The following is a 26,613-nucleotide window of genomic DNA, read 5'->3' as shown; positions in this document are numbered from 1 at the left end:
ACGTTCCGCGCCAGCAATCCGCCCGCCAGCCGGGAGCCGCGATGATCCGACGAACCCGTTCGCACGCCGATGCACCGCCGTTGTCGACGCTGCGCTATGTCAAATGGCGCTGGCTGCATTTCCGTCGCGCGTGGACCGATACGCGCGCCGACCGCATTCCGAGCTGGTCGCGCCTTTACGTGCGCACCTACCTGCATCTGCTCGGCCTCGTGCTGCTGACCGCGCTCGTGCCGGCGCTCGCGCTGTGCGTCGAATTGTCGCCGCAGGTGGTGTGGCATGCGTTCGACGCGCTGCCGGGCGATATCTGGATCGTGCTCGCGTTCGTGTTCGCGGCGCCCGCGCTCGCCGCGTACCGGTGGATGCGGCCGGTCTGGTCGGATCTCGTGATGGTGCGCGAACGCGCGATCGACTTCACCGGCGGGCGCTTCAACACGCGTGCGCGCGAATCGCACAGCGTGATCATCGGCCCGCTCGCGCGGACGCTGAACGCGCTCGCGATGCGGATGGAGCGGCTGATCGCCGCGCAGCGCGATCTCACGAACGGCATCTCGCACGAGCTGCGCACGCCGCTCGCACGCGTGCGCTTTGCGCTGGAGATGCTGCGCGAGCCCGCTTCTGCCGCGGAATACCAGGGCGCGCTCGAGAGCATCGCGCAGGACGTGACCGAGCTCGAGGAATTGATCGACATGAGCCTCACGTTCGCGCGGCTCGAATACAGCTCGCTGCAGTCGAACCTCGAGATGACTGCGCCCGTCGCGTGGTTCGAGCACCAGGTCAACGACGCGCAGCTGCTGTATCCGGAGTGCACGATCGAGTCGCGCGTCGCGCTCGAGTCGAACCTGCGCGTGAAGATGGACCGGCGGCTGATGTCGTACGCGATGCGCAACCTGCTGCGCAACGCGAGCAAGTATGCGCAGTCGCGGATCGTCGTCGGCATCGCGATGGAGCACGGCAACATCGGGATCTTCGTCGAGGACGACGGCCCCGGCGTGCCGGAGCAGGAGCGCGAACGGATCTTCGACGCGTTCGTGCGCCTCGACCGCCGCACCGGCGGCTACGGGCTCGGCCTGTCGATCACGCGGCAGGTGCTCCATGCGCACAACGGCCGGATCGCGGTCGTCGATCCGGTGGAGCTCGGCGGCGCGCGCTTCGAGATCAGCTGGCCGATCGGCACGGCGCGCGCCGCGGCCGGCCCGTCGTCCTGACGGCAGGCGCGACAGGCCGTTTCGCGCGGCGCCGGCGCATCAGTAAGTGCGGCCGAGCTGCAGGTAGAAGTTGCGGCGGCCGCCGGGCGCGAGCGCAACGCCGATGTAGACGGGCCCGAACGCGGTCGACAGGCTCGTGAAGAACGTATAGCTCTGCTTGAGCGCGCCGCCGCCGATCTGCTGGCCGCTCGACCAGACATTGCCGACTTCCGCGCTGGCGCCCACCGACAGCGCCTTGACCGGCGACGCGTTGAACGTCATCAACTGATTCATGTAGGTGATCTGGCCGTACGCGAGCTCGTTGCCGTTCAACTGGTCGGCCGCATAGGCGGACAAATGCTGGAAGCCGCCGAGCGTGAAGTTGAAGGCATTGATCAGGTTGGTGCCGCCGATGCTCTTGCCGCCTTCGATCGTCGCGCTGACGCTGTGCCGGCCGAACTGCTGCGCAATCATCGCCTTGCCGTAGATCTCGGTGTAAGGCGCGTCATTGATCCCGTCGTCGAACTCCTGTGCCGATCCTCCGTTGCGCGATACCAGCGAGCGTTCGACGCGCAGTTCGGTGAAATAGCCCTTGCGCGGGAACATCGGATCGTCGAGCTGGTCGATGACGAGCCGCGCACGCGCGGTCAGCGCCCGCGACGTGAAGCTCGGCCACAGCAGCGCCTGGCTGTTGCCGTCGTCGAACGGCAGGTTGTAGGTCGGCGAGCCGTGCCCGGTCACGTAACCGAGACCGATCCGGAAATCGCCGAGCCGCGCGATCGGCAGGCCGAGATCGAGCCCGGCGCGCGCGGTCTGCATCAGGTACTGCGTGACCTTCACGTCGCCGGTGTTGTCGTACAGGTTCGCGTAGCGGCGCTGGTATTCGGCGTAGGGCGCGACATAGACGCCGTACGCCATCGGCAGCGGCTGGCGCAATTCGACGCGCGCCGACTGCAGGTCGCTGCCGATCGTCGTATCCGCGCGGAACTCGAGGCCCGATTCGGTGAGCCAGGGCCGCCGGTAGCCGACATGCAGGCGGAAGCCGCCCTCGTCGGTCGAACTGCTCGACATGCCCAGGCCGAACAGCAGGAAATTCGGCCCCCAGTATTTCTCGCGCGCATTGATCTCGAGCACGTTGTCGTTGCCGTGGCTCACGACCTGCTGGGTGACGCTCTCGAAATTGCCGCCCGTCGTCAGCCCGAGCAGATCCTGGCTGACGGACTGCGGATCGTAGAGGTCGCCGGGCTTCACGTGCAGCGCGTCGCTGACGACGCGCTTCGGCACGCCGCCGCTCGTCTTGATCTCGATGCGCGTGATCCGGACCGGCGGCGGCAGCGGCTGCGCATGCGCGGAGCGGTAGGCGGCGTATTCGTCGGGGGGCAGCGCGTAGCGCTTCAGGCGCGGCAGCGCGGCGGTGGCCGCCGCTTCGCCGGCGGAGATGGCCTGGCGCGCGTTCTGGAAATCGGTGAAGCCGAGCGAGCCGAGCTCGGGCGTGAGCAGCACGTCGTTCGCGGTGATCTGCCGGCGCTGGGCCGACACGTTCTGGCGAATCAGGATCCCGACCATCTGCTGCATCACGTCGGCGGGCGACGCGAGCGCGTCGAGCGGGCGCAGCTGCGAGCCGATGTCGACGGCGATCACGACGTTCGCGCCCATCTGCCGTGCGGTGTCGACCGGCAGGTTGCTGACGAGGCCGCCGTCCACCAGTGCGCGGCCGTTGATCTCGGCCGGCGCGAACAGGCCGGGCATCGCCATGCTCGCGCGGATCGCGAGCGGCAGCGAGCCGTGGTCGAGCACGACCATCTGGCCCGTCTGCAGGTCGGTCGCGACCGCGCGGTACGGAATCGGCAGCCGGTCGAACGGCTGGTTGGTCGGCACGGAGGCGGTCCAGTCGGCGAGCAGCGCCTGCAGCCGGTTGCCCTGCACGAGGCCGACCGGCGCCTTCACGCCGCTCTTGCCGAAGCCGAGCGTCAGGCCGTTGATGTACAGGCGTTCGTCTTCCCGGCTGGTTTGCGGCAGGTCCGCGCGGTCCGTCACGTCGAACGCGATATCCGCGAGGTTGACCTCCGACAGGCGCTTCTGCATGTCGTCGGCGGCCATCCCGCTCGCGTACAGGCCGCCGACCACCGCGCCCATGCTGGTGCCCGCGATGCAGTCGACCGGGATGCGGTTTTCCTCCAGCACCTTCAGCACGCCGAGGTGCGCGTAGCCGCGCGCGCCGCCGCCGGACAGCACGAGGCCGATCGACGGGCGGCCGGCCGGGCCGCCGTCGGCCGTGCAGTCGTGCGTGGCAGCGGGCGTCGCGGCGGAGGCAGCGGCCACCGGCGTGCCGGCCGCAGCGGGGGCGGGCGCGGTGGCGGTGGCGGTGGCCGGCAGCGGCTGCGCGGCGACCGTGCAGCACCAGAAGGCGACGAGCGTCGTGCAGAGCGGGCGCACCCGCGCCCAGCGGGAGGAAACGTTCGCTGTCATTGAGGAAATACCTGGCGTGATCGGGCGTCTGAAGCCTGCCGGGAGCAGGCAAGACCGAGAGATTACCGTGTTTTACAGGCGCAACGCGAGAGACCGTTTCGGAGTCCGACACCCTCGAAGTACTGGTTTCGGCAATTTCGTCGCGAAATAATCATCGGAATTGGCTAAAGTATCGGCACGATTTGCCGCTAACTTCATGATGGGGCGGCAGGCGCGCCGCGGGGATGCGGCGGGGCCGTCCCGGCCCGATCGTTCAAAAAGGCTTGATATGTCGACACCGCTGTTCGGAAAGTTGTTTGCGCAACCCGTTGCGATCGACCCTGGGACGGCGAGTACGCAGATCTATACGCACGAGCGCGGCGTGGTGCTGAACCAGCCGTCGGTCATCTGCTTCCGCAAGGCCGGTGCGAACGACGCGCGGCCGACGCTCGAGGCCGTCGGCGAGCGTGCGAAGGCGCTGCTTGGCCGCGAACCGGGGCATCTCGAAGCCGTGCGGCCGATGCGGCACGGCGTGATCGCCGACGCGCACGCGGCCGAACAGATGATCCGCAGCTTCATCGACATGTCCCGCACGCGTTCGCGCTTCGGCCGCCGCGTCGAGGTCACGCTGTGCGTGCCGTCCGATGCGACGGCCGTCGAGCGCCGCGCGATCCGCGAGGCCGCATTCGCGGCCGGCGTATCGGAGGTCGAACTGATCGAGGAATCGCTGGCTGCCGGGCTCGGCGCGGGCCTGCCGGTGACCGAGCCGGTCGGCTCGATGGTCATCGACATCGGCGGCGGGACGACCGAAGTCGCGGTGATCGCGCTCGGCGGCATCGTCTACCGCGAAGCGATCCGCGTCGGCGGCAGCCAGTTCGACGCGGCGATCGTGAACCATGTCCGCAACCTGTACGGCGTGCTGCTCGGCGAGCAGACGGCCGAGCACGTGAAGAAGACGATCGGCTCGGCCACCAGCGCGGTGCCGCGCACGACGACGCGCGCGGTCGGGCGCAGCATCAGCGACGGCCTGCCGCGCTCGGTCGAGCTGTCCAACCACGACGTCGCGGACGCGCTGGCCGCGCCGCTCAAGCAGGTGATCGGCGCGGTGAAGTCGGTGCTGGAAAACGCGCCGGCCGAGCTCGTGACCGACATCGCGAATCGCGGCGTGGTGCTGACGGGCGGCGGCGCGCTGCTCGCGGATCTCGAACGCCTGCTGTACGACGAGACGGGGGTGATCGCACGGATCGCCGATGAGCCGGCCACCTGCGCGGTGCGTGGCGCAGGCGAGGCGATGGGGCGGCTGGCGATGTGTCCGGCCGATTGACGCGGTTCGATTCGGGCCGGGCCGGGCATCGCTGCGCAACGCAGCCATTCACATTCTTTCGATCTCCGTAGCGCCTGCCCGCCCGCCAGCGCAAAGCGAGTCGGTCTTCTTTCCAGCAGGTCGGTAACGGCCCGGCATCGGCCGGCCGCGTGGACACGCGCGAGCGCGCCGTGCTAGCGTTACGCGCCCATGCCGGGCCGGGCCAGCCGATACGCCCGACGACCTGAGAGACCGAAAACCTTGAATTACCAAACCAAACGGGGCTTTGCGGCCCGGGCGGGCCGCCTGCTGGCCGTCGTCGCATGCATCTGGGTTGCCGCGGCCGTCGCGCTCGTCGCGTACGGGATGCGGATGCCGAGCGAGCCGGCCGACGTCGCCGTAATCTTCGGCAACGCGCTCGACGACACGGGCGCGCCGAAGCCCGTGCTCGCGGCCCGGCTCGACGTCGGCGTGCGCTGCTACCGCACGGGGCAGTGCCCGGCGTTTCTGGTCAGCGGCGCGATCGACGGCCCCGGGCTGAACGAGGCGACGGCCATGCGCGACTATCTCGTGGCGCGCGGCGTGCCGGCCGACCGGATCGCCGTCGACGACCAGGGCGACAACACGCTCGCGACCGCCCAGCACACGCTTGCGTACCTGCAGGCGCACCGCCTGTCGCGCGTGCTGATCGTCAGCCAGTATTACCACCTTGCGCGGGCGCGCCTTGCGTTCGAGCGCGTCGGCATCGCGCGGGCGAACATCTCCGCCGCGTATCCGCGCCGCTTCCAGTTGCGCGACGTCTATTCGAGCTGGCGCGAGGTGCCGGCCTACGCGGTATATGCAGTGCGTCTGTGGGCGAATCCCGACGCGCGGCCGGTCTCGTTCCGGCCGATGCTTTACCTGATGAGCCTGTTTTCATAAGACGGCGCACGGAGGCAAACGCGTCCGGCGACTGATTTTCTCCTTCCTTCGGGCTTCCTGCCGTTTCACGCCGGATGCGGCGTTGTTTCCATTGTTTTCTCGCCGGCCGCACGGATGTCATCGGTGCCGGACAGGCGATAACGATTCGCGTTTCAGCTTTGATGTAAGACGGAAATCGAAACGATTTGGCCGATTGCATGCAAGTCCGTTTTTTATCTGTTGTTAAACGGATGCTGATTATCGGTATCGGCGATTCGCCGGCATGGAAATACTGCGCCGCAAAATTCGTACGCGTTGAATTGAAGCCGCGTATTAGCGTTTTTACGGATGCCGCGATTCCGGTGTTTTTGCGAAAAATCAAAATAAACAGGCGAAAAACATGCGGGGCACCGCTGAATGCATGCTGAGGCGGGTAAAAAATACATCCATCTTGGCCCTGATCCGATGGGTAAACATCGACTGGAAAATGGCGTGAGTTTGATATAGCCTTGTCTGACAAAAAGCAGGGAAGTAATCAAATCAACCAAAAATTCGCTGCAGAGAAACAGGGGCCGCCATCATGTCATTCGACTAGTTTCGCGTCCGCAACCCGGGGCTGATTAAAAACTTATTCATGAATATGCCGACGTCGCATTGCGACCGCCGGTGTGCACGTCTTTATTCGCGATTTTCTGCTGCGTGCCGTCAGGTGCAGCCGCAATACCAAAACCAATATTGAGGGAAAGCATGAATCTTGCGCGTTCGAAAAAAGCCGGCGAGCCGTTTCCGAGACTGATGTTGCCGACGGGTGTTTTCCTGGCGCTGTCCGGCGCCGGCGTCGTTCCCGCCCATGCGACCTGCAGCACGGCAGGCACCACGGTGACCTGTTCCGGCGTTGCGAACCCGCTGGCTCCCAGTTACGCGAACAGCGCGAACAACCTGAACGCGACGGTCAACCCCGGCGCGAGCGTCGGCGTGCTGCTCGGCGTCGGCGGCACGGCGATGTCGCTGACCGGCAACAACAACACGCTGACCAACAACGGCACGATCGATCCTTCCGTGCTCGGCTCGGGGCTCGGCGTGCTGTCGAGCGGCGCGGTGGTCGGCAATGCATCGGCGAGCGCGAACACCACCGTCGTCAACAACGGCACGATGAACGGCTCGACGGGGGTGGCGATCAGCGGCGTGACGGGCATGGCGCTGTCGGTCCAGAACGGCACCGGCGGCACGTCGAACATCACGAATACCGGCACGATCGGGTCCAACCCGCTGGTCGGCGCGACCCTCGTCGGCGCGGACGCGCCCGTGGTTGCCGCATATGGCGGCGGCACGGTCAATATGAGCAACAGCGGAACGATCAACGGCCGCGTATCGTTCGGCACGAACGGCACGCCCGGGCAGGGCAATACGTTCACCAACTCCGGCACGATCAACGGCGGCGTGTCGATGGGCGCGAACAGCACCAACACGTTCAATGCCGTGACCGGCTCGTCGGTCAACACGGCGGGCGGAACCGGCGGCGCGTTCAACATCACGGTCGGTCCGAACACGCTCAACGTGGCGGCGACCGGTATCGTCGACGGCGGCGCGGGCGGCAACAACACGCTCAATCTGCAGCAGGGCGCCACCCCGAACGGTACGATCGCGGTCAACAACTACATCAACTTCAACCACCTCGACGTCAACAGCGGCAACTGGGCGATCAACGGTGCATCCACCGCGCAGGATGCGACGCTGAACGGCGGTGTCGCGATCATCGGCGACAACGCGTCGCTCGGCACCGGCACCATCACGGCCAATGGCGGCGCGCTGCAGGCGGGCACGGCAGGGCTCAACGTCGCCAACGGCGTGACGCTCGATGCCGGCGGGCTGACGGTGCAGGGCGCGACCGGGCTCACGCTGTCGGGTACGGTGACGGGCACCGGCGCGCTGACGAAGAACGACGGCGGCACGCTGACGCTGTCCGGTGCGAGCACGTACTCGGGCGGCACGAACCTGAACGGCGGCGGTTTGGTCGTCGGCAACAATACGTCGCTGGGCACGGGCGCGCTGAACGTCAACACGAACGCGTCGCTCGACACGAGCGCAAACGTGACGCTCAACAACGCGGTCAATCTCGCCACCGGCACGACGCTGACGATCGGCGGCAGCAACGATCTCGGGCTGGCCGGCACGATCGGCGGAGCCGGCGGCCTCGTGAAGAACGGCGCGGCGATCACCACGCTGACCGGCGCGAATACGTATACCGGCGGCACGACGATCAACAGCGGAACGCTCGCGCTGGGCGCGGGCGGCAGCCTGGCGGCGACGGGCACGGTCAGCCTGACCGGCGCGGGCGCAACGTTCGACGTGAGCAGCGCATCGGGCGCGCAGACGATCGGCTCGCTGGCCGGCGCGGCCGGCACGAACGTGAACCTCGGCGGCAATTCGCTGACGCTCAACGGCAGCGCCAATGCGACCTATGCCGGCACGATCGGCGGGGCGGGCAGCGTGACGCTGGCCGGCGCCGGCACGCAAACGCTGACGGGCACGAACACGTATACGGGCGGCACGAACCTGAATGGCGGCAACCTCGCCGTCGGCAGCAATACGTCGCTCGGCATCGGCGCGGTGAACGTGAACGGTTCGTCGACGCTCGATGCGGCCACCAACGTGTCGCTCGCGAACGACGTCAATATCGCGACGGGCACGACGCTGACGCTCGTCGGCAACACCGGTCTCGGCCTGAGCGGCGTGATCGCCGGCGGCGGCGGTCTCGTGAAGAACGGTGCGGCGGCGGTCACGCTGTCCGGCGCGAACACCTATACGGGCGGCACGACGCTGAACGCCGGCGGCCTGTTGCTCGGCAACGGCTCGGCGCTCGGCACCGGCGCGCTGACCGTCGGCGGCGCGGCGACGCTCGATACGACCACGAGCCTGACGGTCGGCAACGCAATCGATCTCGGAACGGCCACTACGCTGACGCTCGGCGGCAGCAACGCCCTCGGGTTGAGCGGTGCGATTTCCGGTGCGGGCAGCCTCGTGAAGGACGGCGCGGCGACCACCACGCTGACGGGCGCGAACACGTATACAGGCGGCACGACGATCAACGCGGGCACGCTGGTGCTCGGCGCGGGCGGCAGTCTCGCGGCAACGGGCACGGTGAATCTCGCCAACGCCGGTGCGGCGCTCGACATCAGCACGGGCGGCGCGCAGGCGATCGGTGCGCTGTCGGGCGTGGCGGGCACGAACGTGAGCCTCGGCGGCAACGTGCTGACGCTCGGCGGCACGGCCAGCGGCACCTTCAGCGGCGCGATCTCCGGCACCGGCGGCCTGACGCTGGCCGGCACCGGCACGCAGACGCTGAACGGCGCGAGCACCTATACGGGCGGCACGAACCTGAACAGCGGCGGCCTCGTGCTCGGCAACGCAGCGGCGCTCGGCACCGGCGCGCTGAACGTCGGCGGCGCGGCGACGCTCGATACGACCACGAACCTGACGCTCGCCAACGCCGTCAATCTCGCCGGCACCGGCTCGACGCTGACACTCGGCGGCAGCAACGCTCTCGGGCTGGCCGGCTCGATCGGCGGCGCCGGCAGCCTCGTGAAGAACGGCACGACGACGACGACGCTGACCGGCGCAAACACGTACTCGGGCACCACGACGATCAACAGCGGCACGCTCGCGCTCGGCGCGGGCGGCAGCTTCGCGTCGACCGGCGCGGTGAACCTGGCCGGCGCGGGCGCGGCGCTCGACCTGAGCGGTGCAACGGGTGCGCAGTCGCTCGGCGCGTTGTCGGGCGTCGCGGGAACGAACATCAGCCTTGGGGGCAACGCACTGACGCTCGGCGGGACCGCCAGCGGCACGTTCAGCGGGACGATCGGCGGCGCGGGCAGCGTGACGCTGGCCGGCACCGGCACGCAGACGCTGAACAGTGCGAATACCTATACCGGCGGCACGAACCTGAACAGCGGCAGCGTCGTGCTCGGCAACGCCGCGGCACTCGGCACCGGCGCGCTGAACGTCGGCGGCGCGGCGACGCTCGATACGAACGCGAGCCTGACGGTGAGCAACGGGGTCAATCTCGGCACGGGTGCGGCGCTCACGCTGGGCGGCAGCAACGCGCTCGGGCTGAGCGGTGCGATTTCCGGCGCGGGCGCACTTGCGAAGAACGGCGCGGCGACCACGACGCTGACCGCTGCGAACACCTACACCGGCGGCACGACGATCAACGCGGGCACGCTGGCGCTCGGCGCGGGCGGCAGCCTTGCGTCGACGGGCGCGGTGAACCTGGCCGGCGCGGGCGCGACGTTCGACGTGAGCGGTGCGACGGGCGCGCAGACGATCGGCACGCTGGCCGGCGCGGCCGGCACGAACGTGAATCTCGGCGCGAATGCGCTGACGCTGAACGGCGCCGGCACCGAATTCGGCGGCACGATCGGCGGCACGGGCGGCGTCACGGTGGCGAGCGGCACGCAGGTGCTGACCGGCAGCAACACGTATACGGGCGGCACCACGATCGCGGCCGGCGGCACGCTGCAACTCGGCAACGGCGGCACGTCGGGCAGCATCGCCGGCAACGTCGTCGACAACGGCGCGCTGGTGTTCAATCAGTCCGGCAGCGTGACGGTTGCAAGCGTGCTGTCCGGCACCGGTTCGCTGACGCAGGCCGGCAGCGGGCAACTGACGCTGACGGGCACGAATACGCTGAGCGGCCCGACCACCGTCAGCGCCGGCACGCTCGCCGTCAACGGTTCGCTCGCCCAATCGGCCGTGACCGTGCAGAACGGCGCGACGCTGACGGGCACCGGCACGATCGGCGGCCTCGTGGTGCAGGGCGGCGCGACGGCCGCCGCGTCGCAGCCGGGCGCGGCGCTGAACGTGGCCGGCAACGTCACGTTCCAGCCGGGTTCGACGTTCCAGGTCGCGGCCACGCCGCAGCAAAGCGGCAGCGTCGCCGCGACGGGCACGGCGACGCTGAACGGCGGCACCGTGCAGGTGATCGCGAACCAGACCGGCTATCAGCCGGGTACCACCTACACGATCCTCACCGCCTCGTCGGGCGTGCAGGGCGCATTCAGCCAGGTGAAGTCGAACTACGCGTTCCTGATGCCGACGCTCAGCTACGATCCGGATCACGTGTACCTGCAACTGGTCGGGAACGGCACCGCGCTGCCCGACGTCGCGACGACGCCGAACCAGCGCGCGGTCGCGACCGCGCTCGGCGGGCTCGGCGCCGGCAACCCGCTGTACGACGCGGTGCTGACGACCGACGCGGGCACCGCGCGCCGCGCATACGGGCTGCTCGACGGCGAACTGCACGCGAGCCTGAAGAGCATGCTGCTGCTCGACAGCCGTTATGTGCGCGATGCCGTGACCGATCGCGTCCGCCAGGGTCTCGCGCCCGGATCGGGCCCGCTCGCGGCGCTGTCGTCGGGCGGTGCCGCGCTGTGCGGCGACAACACGGCCGGCGCGGTCGACCCGACGCTGCCGCCGGAACGCCGGATCGGTTCGCGCGACGGCTGCTACGGCGGTACGCCATACCAGCCGGTCGTCTGGGGGCAGGCGTTCGGCGGCCGCAGCCGGCTTGCCGGCGATGGCAACGCATCGACGATCAAGCGCAGCATGACGGGCTTCATCGCCGGTGCCGACATGGCGTTCAACGACAAGTGGCGCGCGGGCCTGGCCGCGGGCGTCACGCACGGCTCGCTCGACAACGACCAGAGTTCGTCGGCGTCGGTGAACAGCTACTACCTGTCGCTGTACGGCGGTGCGCAGTACGGTGCGCTCGGCGTGCGCGGCGGCGCGTCGTACACGTGGTACCGGATCAACAGCGACCGTAATCCGGGCTTCGCGGGCTTCTCCGATCACGACTCGGCCGGTTACAACGCGAATTCGGCGCAGGTGTTCGGCGAAGTCGGCTACGCGCTGCCGGTCGGGCCCGTCGCGATCGAACCGTTCGCGGGCATCGCGTACGTGAACCTGCATACCGACGGCTATACGGAAAGCGGCGGCGCGGCAGCGCTGCGCGCCGGCGGCGAGACGACCCACGTCGGCTTCTCGACGCTCGGCCTGCGCGCGGCGTCGCAGCTCGGCTCGATCGCGAGCGGCACGTTCACCGCGCGCGGGACGGTCGGCTGGCGCCACGCGTTCGGCAACGTGCGGCCGTCGTCGACGTTCGCGTTTGCGAACGGCGGCACGTCGTTCCAGGTGTCGGGCGTGCCGATTGCTCGCGACAGCGCAGTGCTCGAGGCCGGCATCGACGCGAACATCACGAAGCGCCTGACGCTCGGCCTCACGTACAGCGGCCAGTACGGCAGCGGCGTGCGCGACAACGCGGTGCTCGGCAACATCCTGTGGAAGTTCTGACCGGCGCGTAATACGCCCACGTCGGCGCCGGCCTCGGCGCTAGCCCGCGACGCCATGCGGTGACGGAAACGTCGCATGGCGTCGCGGCCGTTTCGTCGCTGCGCGCGTCCCCCGTTCTGGCCTATCCTGTGCGAAACACGCGACGCGCGCCGCGCGTTGCGCCTCGACACAGGAGCATCGATGCCGAATCACGCCGAAGCCACGACGACGCAGGCGCCGCAAGTCGCGCCTGTTGCCCCGACCCCAGCGTCAGGCCCTGCATTCATCGCACCCGAAGCCGATCCGCAGGCGCTCGCGCGCGGCAACCAGTACGTGCTGAAATCCGGCGACGCATTCGTGGTCGGCGATGCGCTCGGCGACATCGGCGGCCACGACGACGGCCTGTTCGTCGACGACATGCGCGTGCTGTCGAAATGGCGCCTGACGTTCGGCGGCCGCGCGCCGTCGCTGCTGTCGGGCGCGACGAGCGCCGACAACGCATCGTTTACCGCACACCTGACCAACCGCCCGCTGCCGCCGCTCGGCGGCAAGGAGACGCCGGAGGGCGTGATCCATATCGAACGGATGCGCGTGCTCGCGGGCGACATACTGTACGAAGCGCTGACGCTGACGAACTACGGCGCGAGCGAAGCCGAGGTGCCGCTGTCGCTGTCGTTCGCGGCCGATTTCAAGGACATGTTCGAGGTGCGCGGCACGCAGCGCCCGAAGCGCGGCACGGTGGCTGCTCCGCGCGTCGATGCGGGCGCGGTGCGGCTGCGCTACGACGGCCTCGACGGCGTCGAGCGCAACGTGACCGTGCATTTCTCGCCGGCGCCCGACGCACTGTCGGTCGATCGCGCCGACTACACGCTGACGATCGCCGCGCAGGCGTGCGTGTCGATCTACCTGACCGTCGATGCGACGCTCGGCCCGGCGCACATCGAAGGGCCCGGGTGCGGCCGCGTCGCGCTGCGCACCGCGCTGGTCGGCGTGCACCGCGAGATGCGCGCGCGGCGCGAGTCGATGGCACGCGTGAACACCGGCAATCCGCTGTTCGACGCATGGCTCGACCGTTCGCTCGCGGATCTCGGGCTGCTCACGACGCAGCTCGACACGGGGCCGTACCCGTATGCGGGCATTCCGTGGTTCTCGACGCCGTTCGGCCGTGATGCGGTGATCACGTCGCTGCAGATGCTGTGGCTGCAGCCGTCGCTCGCACGCGGCGTGCTGCGTTTCCTGGCCGAGCATCAGGCGCGCGAAACGTCCGCGTTCCGCGACGCGGAGCCCGGCAAGATCATGCACGAGTTCCGCCGCAGCGAGATGGCCGCGACGGGCGAGGTGCCGTTCGCGCTGTACTACGGCGGCGTCGACACGACTCCGCTGTTCATCGTGCTGGCCGGCGCGTATGTCGAACGCACCGGCGACGATGCGCTGATCGACGAGCTGTGGCCCGCGCTCGAGCGCGCCGCGCAATGGGTGATCGACAAGTGCGACCGCAATCCCTACGGACTGCTCGATTATCAGCGCACGTCGGAGCGCGGCCTCGCGAACCAGGGCTGGAAGGACAGTCACGATTCGGTGTTTCATGAGGACGGCCGCTTCCCGGACGGGCCGATCGCGCTCGTCGAAGTGCAGGCCTATGCGTGCGCGGCGCTCGATGCGATGTCGGCATGCTCGCACCGGCGCGGTCACGCGGCCGACGCCACGCGCTACGCGCTGCGCGCGAAGGCGCTGCGCGAGCAGGTCGACGCGCTGTTCTGGATGCCGGAAGGCGATTTCTACGGGATCGCGCTCGACGGTCATGGCGACCTGTGCCGCGTGTTCGCATCGAACGCGGGCCACCTGCTCGCGTTCGGCCTGCCCGACGCCGAGCGCGGCGCGGCGGTCGCCGGCGTGCTCGGCTCGACGCTGTTCCAGACGGGCTGGGGCATCCGCACGCTGGCGGCCGGCCAGCCGCGCTTCAACCCGATGGCGTATCACAACGGCTCGGTGTGGCCGCACGACAATGCGCTGATCGCACGCGGCCTCGCGCGCTACGGCGACAAGACGGCTGCGGTGAACCTGCTGCGCGCGCTGTTCGAGGCGGCGGTGAGCTTCGAGATGCGGCTGCCCGAGCTGTTCTGCGGGTTCCCGCGCCGGCGCGGCGAACCGCCGACCGCGTATCCGGTTGCGTGCCTGCCGCAGGCGTGGGCGGCCGGTGCGCCGTTCATGATGCTGCAGGCGTGCCTCGGCGTGAGCATCGATGCATCGCGCCACGAGGTGCGCGTCGAGCGCCCGACGCTGCCGGAAGGTGTCGACTGGCTGCGGATCGATGCGCTGCGCGTCGGCGACGAAACCGTGTCGCTGACGTTCCGCCGCGTCGACGGCCATGTTGTCGCGTCGGCCGAGCAGCCGGGCCGCGTGAAGGTGGTCGCGGTGCTGTAGTGCGGCGACGTGCAAACGTTGCGCGATGTCGCGCCACGTTTGCACGCAGCGGCATAGAATCGTGACATGACCCTTGAACGATGGCGGAGGTAAACGATGACGACCGACAACCGGCCCGACGACGGTGAACAGAAGCTCGAGAATCTGGAGGCGGCGGTCGACCACCTGCACAAGTCGATCGAATCGCAGAGCATCGCGGTCGGCGCGGCGAAGGGCATCCTGTTCAGCCTGATCGAAACGCTCGGCGCACTGATCGGCGATCCCGACCTGCCCGAGCATGCGCGTTCGGGTTACGAGGCGCTGCGCGACAAGGCGAGCGAATTGCGCGGCGGGCTCGACCGGCATTGACGCGCGGATTGCGCCGGCGCCCGCCGCACGGGCGGCGCCGGCGCTGCCCGATTCTGCAGACGAAGCACAAATTCCCTTGCGCTCAATGAGTTAGGCGGCCGATGCGCAGGATATCCACAAGCTTGCCAACACAATCTGTGGAGAACCGGCCGAGGGCACGGCACGCGCCCGGTGCGCGGTTCGAATGACCTTGCGCTGCCGCATCCTTGACCCGTCAAGGTCCGTAAATCGAATCCCCTTGTGTATCAATGTGTTACGCGTCCGGTCTGGCGGATATCCACAGGCTTGCCAACAAAATCTGTGGACAACTCGCAATCGATTGCGTCGCACTGGTTGAGGATCCGGCCTGAACGCGATCGGCCTGCGAGGCCCGCGCGCATGGGCTGCCCGATGTCTGCGTAGGCACGGTAATTCGTGCGCGATCAAGGGCTTAGGTCCCGGGTGCCCAGGATATCCACATCCTTGCCAACACTTTCTGTGGACAAGCGCGGCCGCGTTACGCGGCCGGTGCCGTGTCGGCCGCTTCGGCCGCGATCCAGTCGCGAAAGAGCGTCATCGCGGGCGTGAGCGGTTTCGACTTCAGCGACGTGAGCCAGTAGCCGCCCGCGCGCACGTCGATGTCGAGCGGCCGCGCGAGCAGGCCGAGCTGCAGTTCGCGCGCGAACATGCAGGCCGGCGCGAGCGCGACGCCCGCGCCCTGCATCGCGGCCTCGACCATCAGCCGCGACGAATCGAACACCGGCCCGTTGACCGCCCACGGTTCGAGCTGCGCGGCGTCGAACCAGCCGAGCCATTCGTCGGTGCGGTACGAGCGCAGCAGCGTTTCATTCGCGAGATCGGCCGGCTGCGCGAGGCGCCGCGCGATTTCCGGCGCGCACAGCGCGGTGAGCGGCGCATCGAGCAGGCGCTCGTTGCGCGTCGCCGGCCAGTTGCCTTCACCGAAACGGATCGCGAAGTCGAGGCCCTCGGCGGCGAGGTCGACGACGTTGTTGTTGGTCCGCAGCCGCAGCTCGACGAACGGGTGCGTATCGCCGAACTGCTTCAGCCGTGGCATTAGCCAGCCTATGGCAAAGGTGCCGACGACACCGAGCGTCAGCACCTCGTGGAAACGCCCGCCGTCGAACTGCTTGAGCACCGTCTCGATGCGGCTGAACGCATCGCTCAGCACGGGCAGTAGCGCGCGCCCCTCGTCGGTGAGCCCGAGGCCGCGCGGCAGCCGCGTGAACAGCGTGCAGCCGAGCCGTTCCTCGAGCGAGCGCACCTGCTGGCTGACCGCGGCCTGGGTCACGCTCAGCTCGAGGCCGGCGCGCGTGAAGTTCAGGTGGCGCGCGGACGATTCGAACGCGCGCAGCGCATTGAGCGGAAGATGAGGGCGGAGCTTAGTCATAAGATTTTCTTTTGTCATCGCTCAATTATCGTTGCTTGTCAGGCAACCGTAAAGTCCCGATAGTGCTGTCTCGGCGGCCGGCCGTTTTCAACACCATTTCGCGTCCATTCCATCACGAGACAACCGACATGACCTACTCATCGAAACGTCGAACCCTGTTGCTGGCCGCCGCGACGGCGCCGCTCGCCCTGACCGTCGCGGCGTGCGCGTCGTCGCAGGCCGCTGCGCCGAACGAGGCTGCGACGCCGGACGTCGCAGCCGCTGCCGCCGCGGCGGCGCTTGCCCATCTCGAACGCGACGCGGGCGGCCGTCTCGGCGTGTGCGCGATCGACACCGCGAGCGGCCGGCGCGTGGCGCATCGCGCCGCCGAACGCTTCCCGTTCTGCAGCACGTTCAAGGCGATGCTGAGTGCGGCGGTGCTTGCGCAGAGCGTTGCGCGTCCGGGATTGCTGCAACAACGCGTGACGTACGGAAAGGCCGATCTTGTCAACTATTCGCCGGTGACGGAGAAGCATGTCGGCGCGGGCATGACGGTTGCCGAACTGTGCGAGGCCACGATCCAGTACAGCGACAACTCGGCCGCGAACCTGCTGATGAAGCTGATCGGCGGCCCGTCGGCGGTGACCGCATATGCGCGCTCGATCGGCGACGACACGTTCCGGCTCGATCGATGGGAGACCGAACTGAATACTGCGCTGCCGGGCGACCTGCGCGACACGACGACGCCGGCCGCGATGGCCGCGAGCATGCGCGTGCTGACGCTCGGCGATGCGCTGCCGGCCGCGCAGCGTGCGCAGCTCGTTACGTGGCTGCGCGGCAACAAGGTCGGCGACAAGCGGATCCGCGCGGGCGTGCCGGCCGGGTGGACGGTCGGCGACAAGACGGGCACCGGCGACTACGGGACGACGAATGATGCGGGCGTCGTGTGGGCGCCGTCGCGTGCGCCGATCGTGCTGGCCGTGTACTACACGCAGGCGCGTGCCGATGCGCGGGCGAAGGACGATGTGATCGCCGACGTCGCGCGCGTCGTGGTTGCGGCATTCGGTTGAGCAGGGCGGTGCGGCGTGCGCGACGGGATGCGCTTGCACGCCGTGCCGCAGTCGTGACCCGTGCGACCAAACGTTGTGCGATCAACGACTTAGCTCGCGCATGCTCAGGATATCCACATGCTTGCCAACAAAAATTGTGGACAAGCCCGCGAGCAGCCGCGTTCGTCGTGACGCGCGCCGTCGTGCCGCGTTTGAAGCGGCGCGGACAAAGTCTTACGGATCAAGCGGTTGGCCGTGGTATGCGCAGGCTATCCACACGCTTGCCAACAAAATCTGTGGACAAGCGGGTACGCCGGCGCGGCAGGCTGCCCGTCACGCGTCGAGGCGATGCGCGAGCGGCGATTTGCCGGCCGCGTGCCGCATTCGAAGCGGCGCGGACAAAGTCTTACGGATCAAGCGCTTGGTCGCGGTATGCGCAGGCTATCCACATGCTTGCCAACAAAATCTGTGGACAAGCCCGAGCGTTCGCCGGCGCGGCGTTCAGCCTTGCCGATCGTCGACGGCGGGCCAGCGCGCGAACGCGAACACCCACAACATGATGAAGTTCAGGACCGGGACGAACATCGCCAGGATCCACCAGCCCGAATGCCCGGTGCGCCGGACGATGCGGACATACGGATAGACGACGACAGCGACGAGCACGAGCGAGACGAGCGACTGCCACGCGGTGAAGTGTTCCATGGCCTTCCTCGGAGTGATGTGTCGTGGTGTGCGCCGGCGGAACGGCCGGCACGTTGCGCCGACGCGCGAAGCCGGCGATGCGCGGCCGCGTGCGGCTCGCGTGATAGTGACGCGCGGCGGGCGCGAGCGTCAAGGCGCGGGCGGCGCGCCGCCGTCGCGCCGGATCATTCCGTATTCGCGCATGCTCGCGCCGCATGTTGCCGAAACGCTGACGCGGCGCATGAACCTGAGGCGGATCAACGGGTTAGCGCGCGCGTGCGCAAGATATCCACAAGCTTGCCAACAAAATCTGTGGGTAAGTGGCGCGGCGCATGGCCGGCACGCGTGTGGCGATCGCGACGTGCATCGCCGTGGCGTCGTGATGCGAAGTGCGGCGATGCGATGCGCGCGAAGGTCATTGCACGCGCCTCGTCTGCATCACGCGTGCCAAAGTCCATCGGATCAAGGGTTTAGCGCTGCGGTGCGCAGGATATCCACAAGCTTGCCAACATTTTCTGTGGAGAACTGCGCGTTCGCGATCGGTGGGCACGACACCAACCTATGCCACGTGTTGCCTCGATTCGCGCGGAACTCACGCAGTGCAAATACCGGCCACGCCGACTTTCTGGAACAGGTGCGGGCTGGCGACGGCGGACGACGGGTAGGCCGAGAGCTTGGCGACGAACTCGGGATGCGTGAAGGCCGCACGAAACGCGTGCGTCGATTCCCAGATCGCGTAGTTCAGGTAAGTCGGACTGTCGCCGAGCGCGCGATGAAGCTGGGTCGAGATGAATCCCGGCTGCCGCTTCATGAATTCGGCGTCGTCCTTCCACACGGCCAGAAAGTCCGCTTCGTCTGCGGGATCCAGCGTGAACACGTTGACGAGGACGACGGGCTCCGCGTCGATGGCGATCTGTTGCTGGATCGGAAAGGCCGGATCCATCGGCTTGAACTGAGGCATGGGAACTCCTGAGGGGCGTGCGGCAGTCGTGCGGTTACGTTTGGGCATCCTGGTCATGCGCGACGGACATCGCCGACAGCACGCGAATCGCCGCATCCAGGTCAGTTGAACTGAAGTCGCCGGCAATGTCGCGAACGTGCTGTTGCCATTGCCCGACCACGGCCTGATAGGCCGCGTCGCCGCGAGGGGTCAGCGCATACAGCGGCGAGCGCTTGTGCGCCGGGTTCGGCAGCGACCGGACCAGCCCTTCGTCGACCAGCACGTTGATCTGTTTCAGCACGGCCTGCCGGGTGATACCCATCGCGTCGGCGATCTGCGGGATGTTCGGGGCTTCCGGCGCCATCGAGATCGCGCCCAGCACTTGCCAGCGCGCACTGGTCAAGCCGTGCGGCCCGGCAAAGGCGTTGCCCCATTCGATCAGCAGGCCGTTCAAGCGGAATACGGACAGCGCGACGGCGGTCAACTTTTCGGATTTCGTCATATTCGATCCGCGTGATGAATTGACAACTACTTTACGTAATAGACAACTGGTTGTCAAATTTGCGTGTATTTGCAACCGCATGGCGCATTTGCCGCGCACGCGTGACAAACCCTTTCCGATCAATGGCTTGGTGCCGTTAATGGAAGGTTGTCCACAAGCTTGCCAACATAATCTGTGGAAAAGCCGCCTGTCACGCACGCATCAGACTGGTGCAGGGAAGCGCACCGTGACAGTCAGCCCGCGCCCGCCGCGCGTGGTGCCGAGCGCGACCGTCGCGCGATGCTGTTCGGCGATCCGCTTGACGATCGACAGCCCGAGCCCGCTGCCCGACGACGTGACGGCCTGCGCACCCTCGCCGCGATAGAAACGTTCCCACACGTCGGTGCGCTCGGCTTCCGGGATCCCGGGGCCGTCGTCGGCGACTTCGAGCACGGGCGTCGTGCCGTCGATGCGCGCGGAAACGTCGACGCGCGCGCCGTCGCCCGCATAGCGGATCGCGTTGTCGACGAGGTTGTTCAGCAGCACGCGCAGCGTGTCGATATTGCCCGCGGCCATCACGGGCGTTGCGACGATCGCGCCGAGATCGATCCGGTGCGCGTCGGCGACGCGCGCGCGGTCCGCGACCACCGACCGGCACAACGCGGCGAGATCGACGGGCGCTGACGCGGACGTGGCCGCTTGCGCATCGGGTTCGAGGCGCGCGAGCGTCAGCAGCTGTTCGGCGAGGTGGCCGAGGCGCGTTGTACCCGCATGGATCTGCGCGAGAATGCGCTCGCGCTCGTCGTCGGTCGCCGCGCGCCGCAGCAATTGCGACTGAATCGACAGCCCCATGATCGGCGTGCGCAACTCGTGCGCGGCATCGGCGATGAAGTGCCGCTGCAGCGTGAACGAGCGGTCGAGCCGCGCGAGCAGGTCGTTGATCGCTTCGGCGAGCGGCCGGACCTCGTTCGGCATCGATGCGACATCGACGGGTTCGAGATTGTTCGCATTCCTGCGTTTAAGGCCGGATGCGATCGTGCGCAGCGGCCGCAGTCCCGCGCCGATGCCGAACCACAGGCCGATCGCCAGCACCGGCAACATCGAGAACACCGGCCACAGCAGGTGCACGGCGATGCCTGCGATCGCTTCCCACCGCGCATGACGCGCCTGCGCGAGCCGGATCGTCGTGCCGCCGCGCTCGGTCACATAGGTGCGCCACGGCTGGCCGCCGACGTCGATGCTCGCGATGCCCGTCTGCGCGGGCGGCGGCAGCTTCGAATCGCGGTCGGTCGAATACATGAGCGTGCCGTTGCGCCAGACCTGCAGCAGCACGGCATCGGGATCGCTGGCCTCGAAGCCGTGCTTGCCGTTGGCGCGGTTGCTGAACGACAGCTCGCCGTTCGGGCCGACGACGATCTGCTTCGACATGCTGCGCATCTGGTCGTCGAGCAGGTCGTCGAGTTCGCGCAGCGCGCCCCAGTAGGTGCCCGCGCTCGCGACCAGGCCGATCACGCACGCGGCCGGCAGCAGCCACATCAGCAGGCGCCGCCGCAGCGACGCGCTGCGCCAGCGCTCGATCGCGCGTTGCACGCGCATCATGCGCCGTCACCGATCCGGTAGCCGACGCCGCGCACCGTGCGGATCATGTCGTGGCCGAGCTTCTTGCGCAGGTTGTGGATATGCACCTGCACCGCGTTGCTTTCGATTTCCTCGCCCCAGCTGTACAGCCGCTCCTCGAACTGCTCGCGCGAAATCACCGCGCCCGGCTCGCGCATCAGCTCGTGCAGCAGCACGAACTCCTTCGGCGACAGCGACACTTCTTCGTCGTCGAGCCAGACGAGGTGCTTGACGGGATCGAGCCGCAGCGGGCCGATTGCGAGCGTCGTCTGCGCACGGCCCGCATGGCGGCGGTTGACCGCGCGGATGCGGGCGAGCAGTTCGTCGAGCGCGAACGGCTTGACGAGATAGTCGTCCGCGCCGCTGTCGAGGCCGGCGATGCGGTCCGGCACGCCGTCGCGTGCGGTGATGATGATCGCGGGCAGGGTTTCGTCGCGGCGGCGCAGCGCGGCGAGCACCGACAGGCCGTCGCGGTTCGGCAGCCCGAGATCGAGCAGCAGCAGGCCGTAGCCGGTCGAGCGCAGCGCGAGCGACGCGGCGTCGCCGTCCTTCACCCAGTCGACCGCGAAGCCTTCCTGTTTGAGGCCCTGTTCGAGCCCGCTGCCGATCAGCGGATCGTCCTCGACGAGCAGTACGCGCATGAATTCGTGTCTCTTCAGCAGGGCGCCGCGGCGCCCGGGGTTCCCATGATAAGCGCACGCATCTTAGGCCGAGCTTAAATGCGGGCGGCCTGCGGCGGGCTTTCGACCTCACGCGATGCGGCACCATGTCGCCTCGGCGCGACCTTCAGGTTTGCTTAATCTTACGGTCCGTAATCTGGCGCCGTCGCGTTCAACGGGGCGCGGCATCACATCGAAGAAGAGGACCGACATCATGAAACAACTGGCCAGAATCCTGACGGTCGCGCTCGCCACGCTGCCTGCCGCCGTCTACGCGCAATACACGGGACCGTCCGCGCTGACCACGACGACCGTGAAGGAACTGCTCGCGAACGGCAAGGACGATCAGCACGTGCAATTGCAGGGCCGTATCGTCAAGCATGCCGGCGGCGAGGATTACGAGTTCGCCGACGCGACCGGCACGATCCGCGTCGAGATCGACAACAAGCTGTGGGCGGCCGGGCAGCCCGTCAGCGACAAGAGCGAAGTGAAGCTGACCGGCGAATTCGAGCGCAAGTGGTCGGGCAAGGTGAAGGTCGACGCCGACCACGTCGAAGTGCTGCGCTGACCGGTGCGCGCGGGGCCGGTGATACCATGAACGACCGGTTCCCGTTCCCACCAAGATGGCCGCCAATTTCGACGAACTCGCGTCCCGGATCCGGGCGCAATTTTCCGAGCTGAGCCCGCAATTCCAGGCGGGCGCCGCATTCCTGCTCGATCATCCCGACGAGGTCGCCACCGCGTCGATGCGCAAGGTCGCGCAGCGTGCGCAGGTGCAGCCTGCGTCGCTCGTGCGGCTCGCGCAGCAATTCGGTTTCCCCGGCTGGAACGAGTTGCGCGACCTGTGCGTCGCGCGCGTGCGCACGCGCCCCGAGCCGCTCACGCAGCGTGCGCGCTCGCTCGTGCGGCCCGACGCGAAGGCATCGCTCGCGCACGACCTGCTCGCCGCGCAGCAGCACAACCTGTCGGCCACCGCCGCGCAGAACGAGCACGCGCTCGCGGATGCGGCCAAACTGATCCGCAAGGCGTCGCACGTGCATGTCGCGGGGTTCCGCTCGTGTTATCCGGTCGCGTTCGGGTTCGTGTACGGCTACCGGCTGTTTCGTCCGACCGTGTCGCTGCTCAACGGCGTCGCCGGTTCGCTCGAAATGGAACTGCGGACGATCGCGAAGCAGAGCGTGACCGTGGTCGTCAGCTTCGCGCCGTATTCGGCGGAAGCGACGCGCGTCGCGCAGGCCGCGAAGGCGCAGGGCAGCCGGATCGTCGCGATCACCGACAGCGCGGTGTCGCCGATCGCGCTGCATGCGGACGCGCAACTGATCTTCACGCACGACAGCCCGTCGTTCTTCCCGTCGCTGGTGGCCGCGCATGCGATGGCCGAGGCGCTGGTCGCGCAGTTGCTCGCGCTCGAAGGCAGCGATGCGATCGCCGCGCTCGAGCGCACCGAAGCGGAGTTGCATGCGAAGGGCGCTTACGTCGTCTGACGCGGCACGTGCGGCTTCGGCCGTTCGTCATTCACGATTCAACCCGACTTCAACCCGACGCAACCGATGACGTTCACATACGAGGTGACCGACGCGGGCGATGCGAACGCGCGCAAGCAGATCGTCGCGCCGCTCGTCCGATTCAACGAAAGCCAGGCCGGCCCGGCCGACTTCCGTCCGCTGGCCGTGCTCGTGACCGATGCGCAAGGCGCGGTGGTCGGCGGCCTGTGGGGTGGCACGGCGTTCGGCTGGCTGCACGTCGACCTGCTCGTGGTGCCCGAGGAAGCGCGCGGCCAGGGCGCCGGCACGCGCATCATGGATCTGGCCGAAGCGGAGGCCGTCGCGCGCGGATGTCACAGTGCATGGCTCGATACGTTCGACTTCCAGGCGCGGCCTTTCTACGAGAAGCGCGGCTATGTCCGCTTCGGCGAACTGCCGGATTATCCGGTCGGGCACACGCGCGTTTTCCTGACGAAGAAGCTCGCGGGCTGAACGGTGGTACCTGCCCGTTTGCTGCCAGTTGCCGGATACCGGCACGCCCCCGACTTTTCCCTGTCGCACGGCGACATTTCGGCCATCGCTGAAACGTCGCGCGCACGGCCGGCGTAAGCTCACCCGTCAACACCTTCCGGGAGTCCGCGATGACCCGTTCCGACCTGCAAGCCCGCCAAGCCGAAATTTTCCGCGCGCTGCACACGCGCCCCGGCGCCTTCATCATCCCGAACCCGTGGGACGCCGGCACCGCCCGCCTGCTCGCGATGGCCGGTTTCGAGGCGCTCGCCACCACGAGTGCCGGCTACGCGTTTTCGAAAGGGCAGCCCGACAACGCGATCGACCGCGACGCGATGCTCGATCACATCGCCGATCTCGTCGCCGCGGGCGGTCTGCCGGTGAGCGCCGATCTCGAGAACGGTTTCGGCGACGCGCCCGACACGGTGGCCGAAACGATCCGGCTGGCGGCCGAGGCCGGCGCGGTCGGCGGCTCGATCGAGGATGCGACGGGCCGCGCCGATGCGCCGATCTACGCGCACGACGCGGCGGTCGAGCGCATCGCGGCGGCCGTCGACGCGGCGCGCGCGCTGCCGTTCCCGTTCACGCTGACCGCGCGTTGCGAAAACTACCTGCACGGCCGTCGCGACCTCGCCGACACGATCGCGCGGCTCGTTGCCTATCGCGACGCGGGCGCCGACGTGCTGTATGCGCCGGGCATCACCGACGCCGCCGAGATCGCGGCGGTGACGCAGGCGGTCGGCGCGCCCGTCAACGTCGTGATGGGGCTGCAGGGCGGGTTGCTGAGCCTCGACGAGCTGGCGGCGCTCGGCGTGAAGCGCGTCAGCGTCGGCGGCGCGCTGGCGCGGGCCGCGCTCGGCGCGTTCCTGCGCGCCGCGACGGAAATGGCGCGCGACGGCACGTTCACGTTCACCCAGGCGGCCGTGCCGGGGCGCGATATCAATCGCTGGTTTGCGGCGCCCGATAATTCGCCGGTTTCATTCGGGGAATGATCACCAATAAAACGTGGGATCGTTTCCAGTCGAAGCATTGATTGACAATAATCAACCGATTTCGCGTCGGGTTTAAACGCCGATGACGACGCGAAAACCATCGTTTATTCTCCGCATTCCGCCGGTTCGACCGGATTCGGCGCGCAAGCCGCGCCGAATCTGGCGGTCAGCCTTCCGCCGCGCGCGCCGATGCCGCGCATTGTTGCATTTTTCCGATCAGCGAATTTTCGTACGCGGGAGTTGCCGGTTATTTTTTTGATTGTTAATCTGCGGCATATTCAAATGACCGGTTGTGCGGGCCGCCGGGAATATCAATATATTCAATATATAAAAATCGAGAGAGCGATGACGATCCGAGAAAATCAGCGCGTCAGGTTTCGCGTCGGCGATGTCGTGACGCTGAAAACGGGCGGGCCGCGCATGACCGTCACTTATGCCGGGCCGGTCGTGTTCGACGACGCCGACTGGGTCATCTGCCAGTGGTTCGACGAACACGGCGAGTTCCGGCAGGAAATGTTCCATCACGACACGGTGGTGCCCGAGCCGCGCGCGATTTCGGCCGGGCGCGTCCGGATGCGCATGCAGTCGCAACGCTACCGGTCGGCTGCCTGAAGCCGGCCTGCCGTTGCGATGCTGCAATGCATGCGATACGCAGCGCCGGCGCGACGACATTTCACGCGAACCCGAAACATGCGGCAGCGCGCTGCGCCGATACTGCTCGCATGAACCCGAACCCGACCGATCCCATTGCCGCGGTGACGCACCGCGATCCCTATCCCTACTATGCGGCGCTCGTCGACGGGCCGCCGCTCGCGTTCGACGCCGCGCTCGGCCTGTGGGTCGCGAGCCGCGCAGCGGCCGTGACGGCCGTGCTCGGCCATCCGGCCTGCCGCGTGCGTCCGCTGGACGCGCCCGTGCCGCCTGCGTTGCGCGGCACGACGGCCGGCACGCTGTTCGGCGAGCTGGTGCGCATGAACGACGGCGCGTTGCGGCACGACGTGCCGAAGCAGGCGCTGCGCACGGCGTTCGCGCCGATCGACACCGGCGCGCTGCGCGCCCGCGCCGCGCAGCTTGCCGCGCGGCGGCTGCCGGCGCCGGGCGATGCCGACGCGCTGAATGCGTGGTGCATGACGGTGCCTGTCTGCGCGGTTGCCGATCTGCTCGGCTTCGACGAGACGCAGCTCGACGACATCGCGGCGCGGGTCGTCGACTTCGTCGCGGCGCTGTCGCCGCTGTCGGACGCGGCCGCGCTGGCCCGTGCGAGCGACGGCGCGCGGCAACTGCTCGAGCGGATGACCGAGCGCGTCGCGCAGACGCACGCGCACGACGGCACGCTCGTCGCTGCGGTGCAGCAGGCGGCCCGCGCGTCGGGCTGGCAGGCGAGCGGCGCGCTGGTCGCGAATCTGGTCGGGTTGCTGTCGCAGACCTGCGAGGCGACGGCCGCGTGGCTCGGCAACACGCTGGCGGCATGGAACGGGGAAGCGGAAACCGCGCGCGACGTGCCGGACGACGCCGCGCTCGACGCTTTCGTTGCAGAAGTCGGGCGCTTCGATGCGCCGGTGCAGAACACGCGCCGCTTCGTCGCGTCGCGCACGACGATCGAAGGCGTGACCGTCGAAGCCGGCGACGCGATCCTCGTCGTGCTCGCCGCGGCGAACCGCGACCCGGCCGTGCATCGCGATCCGCACCGGCTGATGCCGGGCCGCGCCGCCGGGCCGAATTTCGGCTTCGGCACGGGGCCGCACGGGTGTCCGGGCGAGCGGATCGCACGGGCGGTGACGGCGGGGGCGTTCGCGGCGTGGTTGCGCGCGGGCGGCTGGCCGCCGCGCGACGGGCTGACGTGGAATTACCGCGCGTCGACCAACGTCAGAATGCCGATGTTCGACGCGGCACGGTGAAG

The 26,613-nt window shown here is 68.2% G+C and carries 21 protein-coding genes; 13 read left to right on the top strand and 8 right to left on the bottom strand.

What is annotated here, in order from left to right; genetic code table 11:
- Nucleotides 1–41: 41 nt before the first annotated feature.
- The gene (locus KVT39_RS04220; protein WP_217587921.1) at nucleotides 42–1,205 is read left to right on the top strand and encodes an ATP-binding protein; all 1,164 of its coding nucleotides are present in this window, start codon (nucleotides 42–44) and stop codon (nucleotides 1,203–1,205) included.
- A gap of 39 nt (nucleotides 1,206–1,244) precedes the next feature.
- Here the strand turns inward: KVT39_RS04220 and KVT39_RS04215 are convergent, their stop codons facing one another.
- Complete coding sequence (locus tag KVT39_RS04215; protein WP_217587919.1) at nucleotides 1,245–3,653, bottom strand: patatin-like phospholipase family protein; 2,409 nt, start codon at nucleotides 3,651–3,653, stop codon at nucleotides 1,245–1,247.
- 268 nt (nucleotides 3,654–3,921) lie between these two features.
- Here KVT39_RS04215 and KVT39_RS04210 point away from each other — a divergent pair, with 268 nt between their 5' ends.
- Both KVT39_RS04210 and KVT39_RS04205 read left to right on the top strand, forming a co-directional pair.
- Nucleotides 3,922–4,956, top strand: a complete 1,035-nt coding sequence (locus KVT39_RS04210; protein ID WP_034180600.1) for a rod shape-determining protein — start codon at nucleotides 3,922–3,924, stop codon at nucleotides 4,954–4,956.
- A 240-nt stretch (nucleotides 4,957–5,196) separates the two neighbouring features.
- Nucleotides 5,197–5,856 carry a YdcF family protein gene (locus KVT39_RS04205; RefSeq protein WP_034180599.1) on the top strand — a complete coding sequence of 220 codons (660 nt, stop codon included), beginning with the start codon at nucleotides 5,197–5,199 and terminating at the stop codon, nucleotides 5,854–5,856.
- A gap of 611 nt (nucleotides 5,857–6,467) precedes the next feature.
- Here KVT39_RS04205 and KVT39_RS38635 read toward each other — a convergent pair.
- Nucleotides 6,468–6,713 carry a hypothetical protein gene (locus KVT39_RS38635; protein WP_368858903.1) on the bottom strand — a complete coding sequence of 82 codons (246 nt, stop codon included), beginning with the start codon at nucleotides 6,711–6,713 and terminating at the stop codon, nucleotides 6,468–6,470.
- Between the two features lies 1 nt (nucleotide 6,714).
- Between KVT39_RS38635 and KVT39_RS04195 the strand changes: the two genes are divergently transcribed.
- The 3 genes from KVT39_RS04195 (at nucleotide 6,715) to KVT39_RS04185 (ending at nucleotide 14,934) form a co-directional block, all read left to right on the top strand.
- A complete protein-coding gene (locus tag KVT39_RS04195) occupies nucleotides 6,715–12,183 on the top strand; it encodes an autotransporter domain-containing protein (RefSeq protein WP_217587958.1) in 5,469 nt (1,822 codons plus the stop codon).
- Nucleotides 12,184–12,363: 180 nt separating this feature from the next.
- On the top strand, nucleotides 12,364–14,586 hold the full coding sequence (locus KVT39_RS04190) for an amylo-alpha-1,6-glucosidase (RefSeq protein ID WP_034180597.1): 2,223 nt from the start codon (nucleotides 12,364–12,366) through the stop codon (nucleotides 14,584–14,586).
- A 96-nt stretch (nucleotides 14,587–14,682) separates the two neighbouring features.
- Nucleotides 14,683–14,934, top strand: a complete 252-nt coding sequence (locus KVT39_RS04185) for a hypothetical protein (protein WP_034180596.1) — start codon at nucleotides 14,683–14,685, stop codon at nucleotides 14,932–14,934.
- 496 nt (nucleotides 14,935–15,430) lie between these two features.
- Here KVT39_RS04185 and penR read toward each other — a convergent pair whose 3' ends face one another.
- Nucleotides 15,431–16,321 carry a beta-lactamase transcriptional regulator PenR gene (gene penR / locus KVT39_RS04180; protein ID WP_034180595.1) on the bottom strand — a complete coding sequence of 297 codons (891 nt, stop codon included), beginning with the start codon at nucleotides 16,319–16,321 and terminating at the stop codon, nucleotides 15,431–15,433.
- 128 nt (nucleotides 16,322–16,449) lie between these two features.
- Here penR and blaPEN-bcc point away from each other — a divergent pair, with 128 nt between their 5' ends.
- Nucleotides 16,450–17,370: a PEN family class A beta-lactamase, Bcc-type gene (blaPEN-bcc, locus tag KVT39_RS04175; protein WP_034180594.1), complete on the top strand. Its 921-nt coding sequence runs from the start codon at nucleotides 16,450–16,452 to the stop codon at nucleotides 17,368–17,370.
- 480 nt (nucleotides 17,371–17,850) lie between these two features.
- Here the strand turns inward: blaPEN-bcc and KVT39_RS04170 are convergent, their stop codons facing one another.
- From KVT39_RS04170 to KVT39_RS04150, 5 genes are all read right to left on the bottom strand, one after another.
- Nucleotides 17,851–18,051 (bottom strand): DUF805 domain-containing protein, encoded by a 201-nt coding sequence (locus KVT39_RS04170; protein ID WP_217587917.1) that lies wholly within the window; start codon nucleotides 18,049–18,051, stop codon nucleotides 17,851–17,853.
- Nucleotides 18,052–18,622: 571 nt separating this feature from the next.
- Nucleotides 18,623–18,991 carry an antibiotic biosynthesis monooxygenase gene (locus KVT39_RS04165; RefSeq protein WP_034180591.1) on the bottom strand — a complete coding sequence of 123 codons (369 nt, stop codon included), beginning with the start codon at nucleotides 18,989–18,991 and terminating at the stop codon, nucleotides 18,623–18,625.
- Between the two features lie 34 nt (nucleotides 18,992–19,025).
- The gene (locus tag KVT39_RS04160) at nucleotides 19,026–19,472 is read right to left on the bottom strand and encodes a MarR family winged helix-turn-helix transcriptional regulator (RefSeq protein ID WP_217587954.1); all 447 of its coding nucleotides are present in this window, start codon (nucleotides 19,470–19,472) and stop codon (nucleotides 19,026–19,028) included.
- A gap of 201 nt (nucleotides 19,473–19,673) precedes the next feature.
- The gene (locus KVT39_RS04155) at nucleotides 19,674–21,050 is read right to left on the bottom strand and encodes an ATP-binding protein (protein ID WP_034180589.1); all 1,377 of its coding nucleotides are present in this window, start codon (nucleotides 21,048–21,050) and stop codon (nucleotides 19,674–19,676) included.
- The gene (locus tag KVT39_RS04150; RefSeq protein WP_105392178.1) at nucleotides 21,047–21,709 is read right to left on the bottom strand and encodes a response regulator; all 663 of its coding nucleotides are present in this window, start codon (nucleotides 21,707–21,709) and stop codon (nucleotides 21,047–21,049) included. Before KVT39_RS04150 ends, KVT39_RS04155 begins: the two co-directional genes overlap by 4 nt.
- A 232-nt stretch (nucleotides 21,710–21,941) precedes the next feature.
- Between KVT39_RS04150 and KVT39_RS04145 the strand changes: the two genes are divergently transcribed.
- From KVT39_RS04145 to KVT39_RS04120, 6 genes are all read left to right on the top strand, one after another.
- Nucleotides 21,942–22,295, top strand: a complete 354-nt coding sequence (locus KVT39_RS04145) for a NirD/YgiW/YdeI family stress tolerance protein (protein WP_034180587.1) — start codon at nucleotides 21,942–21,944, stop codon at nucleotides 22,293–22,295.
- 55 nt (nucleotides 22,296–22,350) lie between these two features.
- Complete coding sequence (locus KVT39_RS04140; protein WP_217587915.1) at nucleotides 22,351–23,211, top strand: MurR/RpiR family transcriptional regulator; 861 nt, start codon at nucleotides 22,351–22,353, stop codon at nucleotides 23,209–23,211.
- Nucleotides 23,212–23,277: 66 nt separating this feature from the next.
- A complete protein-coding gene (locus KVT39_RS04135) occupies nucleotides 23,278–23,703 on the top strand; it encodes an N-acetyltransferase (protein ID WP_072444269.1) in 426 nt (141 codons plus the stop codon).
- A gap of 149 nt (nucleotides 23,704–23,852) precedes the next feature.
- Entirely contained in the window at nucleotides 23,853–24,713 is an 861-nt protein-coding gene (locus KVT39_RS04130) for an oxaloacetate decarboxylase (protein ID WP_034180584.1), read from the top strand.
- A 345-nt stretch (nucleotides 24,714–25,058) separates the two neighbouring features.
- The gene (locus tag KVT39_RS04125; protein WP_034180583.1) at nucleotides 25,059–25,325 is read left to right on the top strand and encodes a YodC family protein; all 267 of its coding nucleotides are present in this window, start codon (nucleotides 25,059–25,061) and stop codon (nucleotides 25,323–25,325) included.
- 110 nt (nucleotides 25,326–25,435) lie between these two features.
- The gene (locus KVT39_RS04120) at nucleotides 25,436–26,611 is read left to right on the top strand and encodes a cytochrome P450 (protein WP_217587913.1); all 1,176 of its coding nucleotides are present in this window, start codon (nucleotides 25,436–25,438) and stop codon (nucleotides 26,609–26,611) included.
- The last annotated feature ends 2 nt before the right edge of the window (nucleotides 26,612–26,613 follow it).

This window comes from Burkholderia sp. GbtcB21, assembly GCF_019091065.1.
Classification (GTDB): Bacteria; Pseudomonadota; Gammaproteobacteria; order Burkholderiales; family Burkholderiaceae; genus Burkholderia; species Burkholderia pyrrocinia_C.
This window is presented reverse-complemented; position numbering and strand designations above follow the sequence as displayed.

Bases quoted from the DNA above. Each gene is read 5' to 3' on its own strand.
- KVT39_RS04220 (WP_217587921.1), top strand. From the start codon at position 42: ATGATCCGACGAACCCGTTCGCACGCCGATGCACCGCCGTTGTCGACG.
- KVT39_RS04215 (WP_217587919.1), bottom strand. From the start codon at position 3,653: ATGACAGCGAACGTTTCCTCCCGCTGGGCGCGGGTGCGCCCGCTCTGC.
- KVT39_RS04210 (WP_034180600.1), top strand. From the start codon at position 3,922: ATGTCGACACCGCTGTTCGGAAAGTTGTTTGCGCAACCCGTTGCGATC.
- KVT39_RS04190 (WP_034180597.1), top strand. From the start codon at position 12,364: ATGCCGAATCACGCCGAAGCCACGACGACGCAGGCGCCGCAAGTCGCG.
- KVT39_RS04185 (WP_034180596.1), top strand. From the start codon at position 14,683: ATGACGACCGACAACCGGCCCGACGACGGTGAACAGAAGCTCGAGAAT.
- penR (WP_034180595.1), bottom strand. From the start codon at position 16,321: ATGACTAAGCTCCGCCCTCATCTTCCGCTCAATGCGCTGCGCGCGTTC.
- blaPEN-bcc (WP_034180594.1), top strand. From the start codon at position 16,450: ATGACCTACTCATCGAAACGTCGAACCCTGTTGCTGGCCGCCGCGACG.
- KVT39_RS04170 (WP_217587917.1), bottom strand. From the start codon at position 18,051: ATGGAACACTTCACCGCGTGGCAGTCGCTCGTCTCGCTCGTGCTCGTC.
- KVT39_RS04165 (WP_034180591.1), bottom strand. From the start codon at position 18,991: ATGCCTCAGTTCAAGCCGATGGATCCGGCCTTTCCGATCCAGCAACAG.
- KVT39_RS04160 (WP_217587954.1), bottom strand. From the start codon at position 19,472: ATGACGAAATCCGAAAAGTTGACCGCCGTCGCGCTGTCCGTATTCCGC.
- KVT39_RS04155 (WP_034180589.1), bottom strand. From the start codon at position 21,050: ATGATGCGCGTGCAACGCGCGATCGAGCGCTGGCGCAGCGCGTCGCTG.
- KVT39_RS04150 (WP_105392178.1), bottom strand. From the start codon at position 21,709: ATGCGCGTACTGCTCGTCGAGGACGATCCGCTGATCGGCAGCGGGCTC.
- KVT39_RS04145 (WP_034180587.1), top strand. From the start codon at position 21,942: ATGAAACAACTGGCCAGAATCCTGACGGTCGCGCTCGCCACGCTGCCT.
- KVT39_RS04140 (WP_217587915.1), top strand. From the start codon at position 22,351: ATGGCCGCCAATTTCGACGAACTCGCGTCCCGGATCCGGGCGCAATTT.
- KVT39_RS04135 (WP_072444269.1), top strand. From the start codon at position 23,278: ATGACGTTCACATACGAGGTGACCGACGCGGGCGATGCGAACGCGCGC.
- KVT39_RS04130 (WP_034180584.1), top strand. From the start codon at position 23,853: ATGACCCGTTCCGACCTGCAAGCCCGCCAAGCCGAAATTTTCCGCGCG.
- KVT39_RS04125 (WP_034180583.1), top strand. From the start codon at position 25,059: ATGACGATCCGAGAAAATCAGCGCGTCAGGTTTCGCGTCGGCGATGTC.
- KVT39_RS04120 (WP_217587913.1), top strand. From the start codon at position 25,436: ATGAACCCGAACCCGACCGATCCCATTGCCGCGGTGACGCACCGCGAT.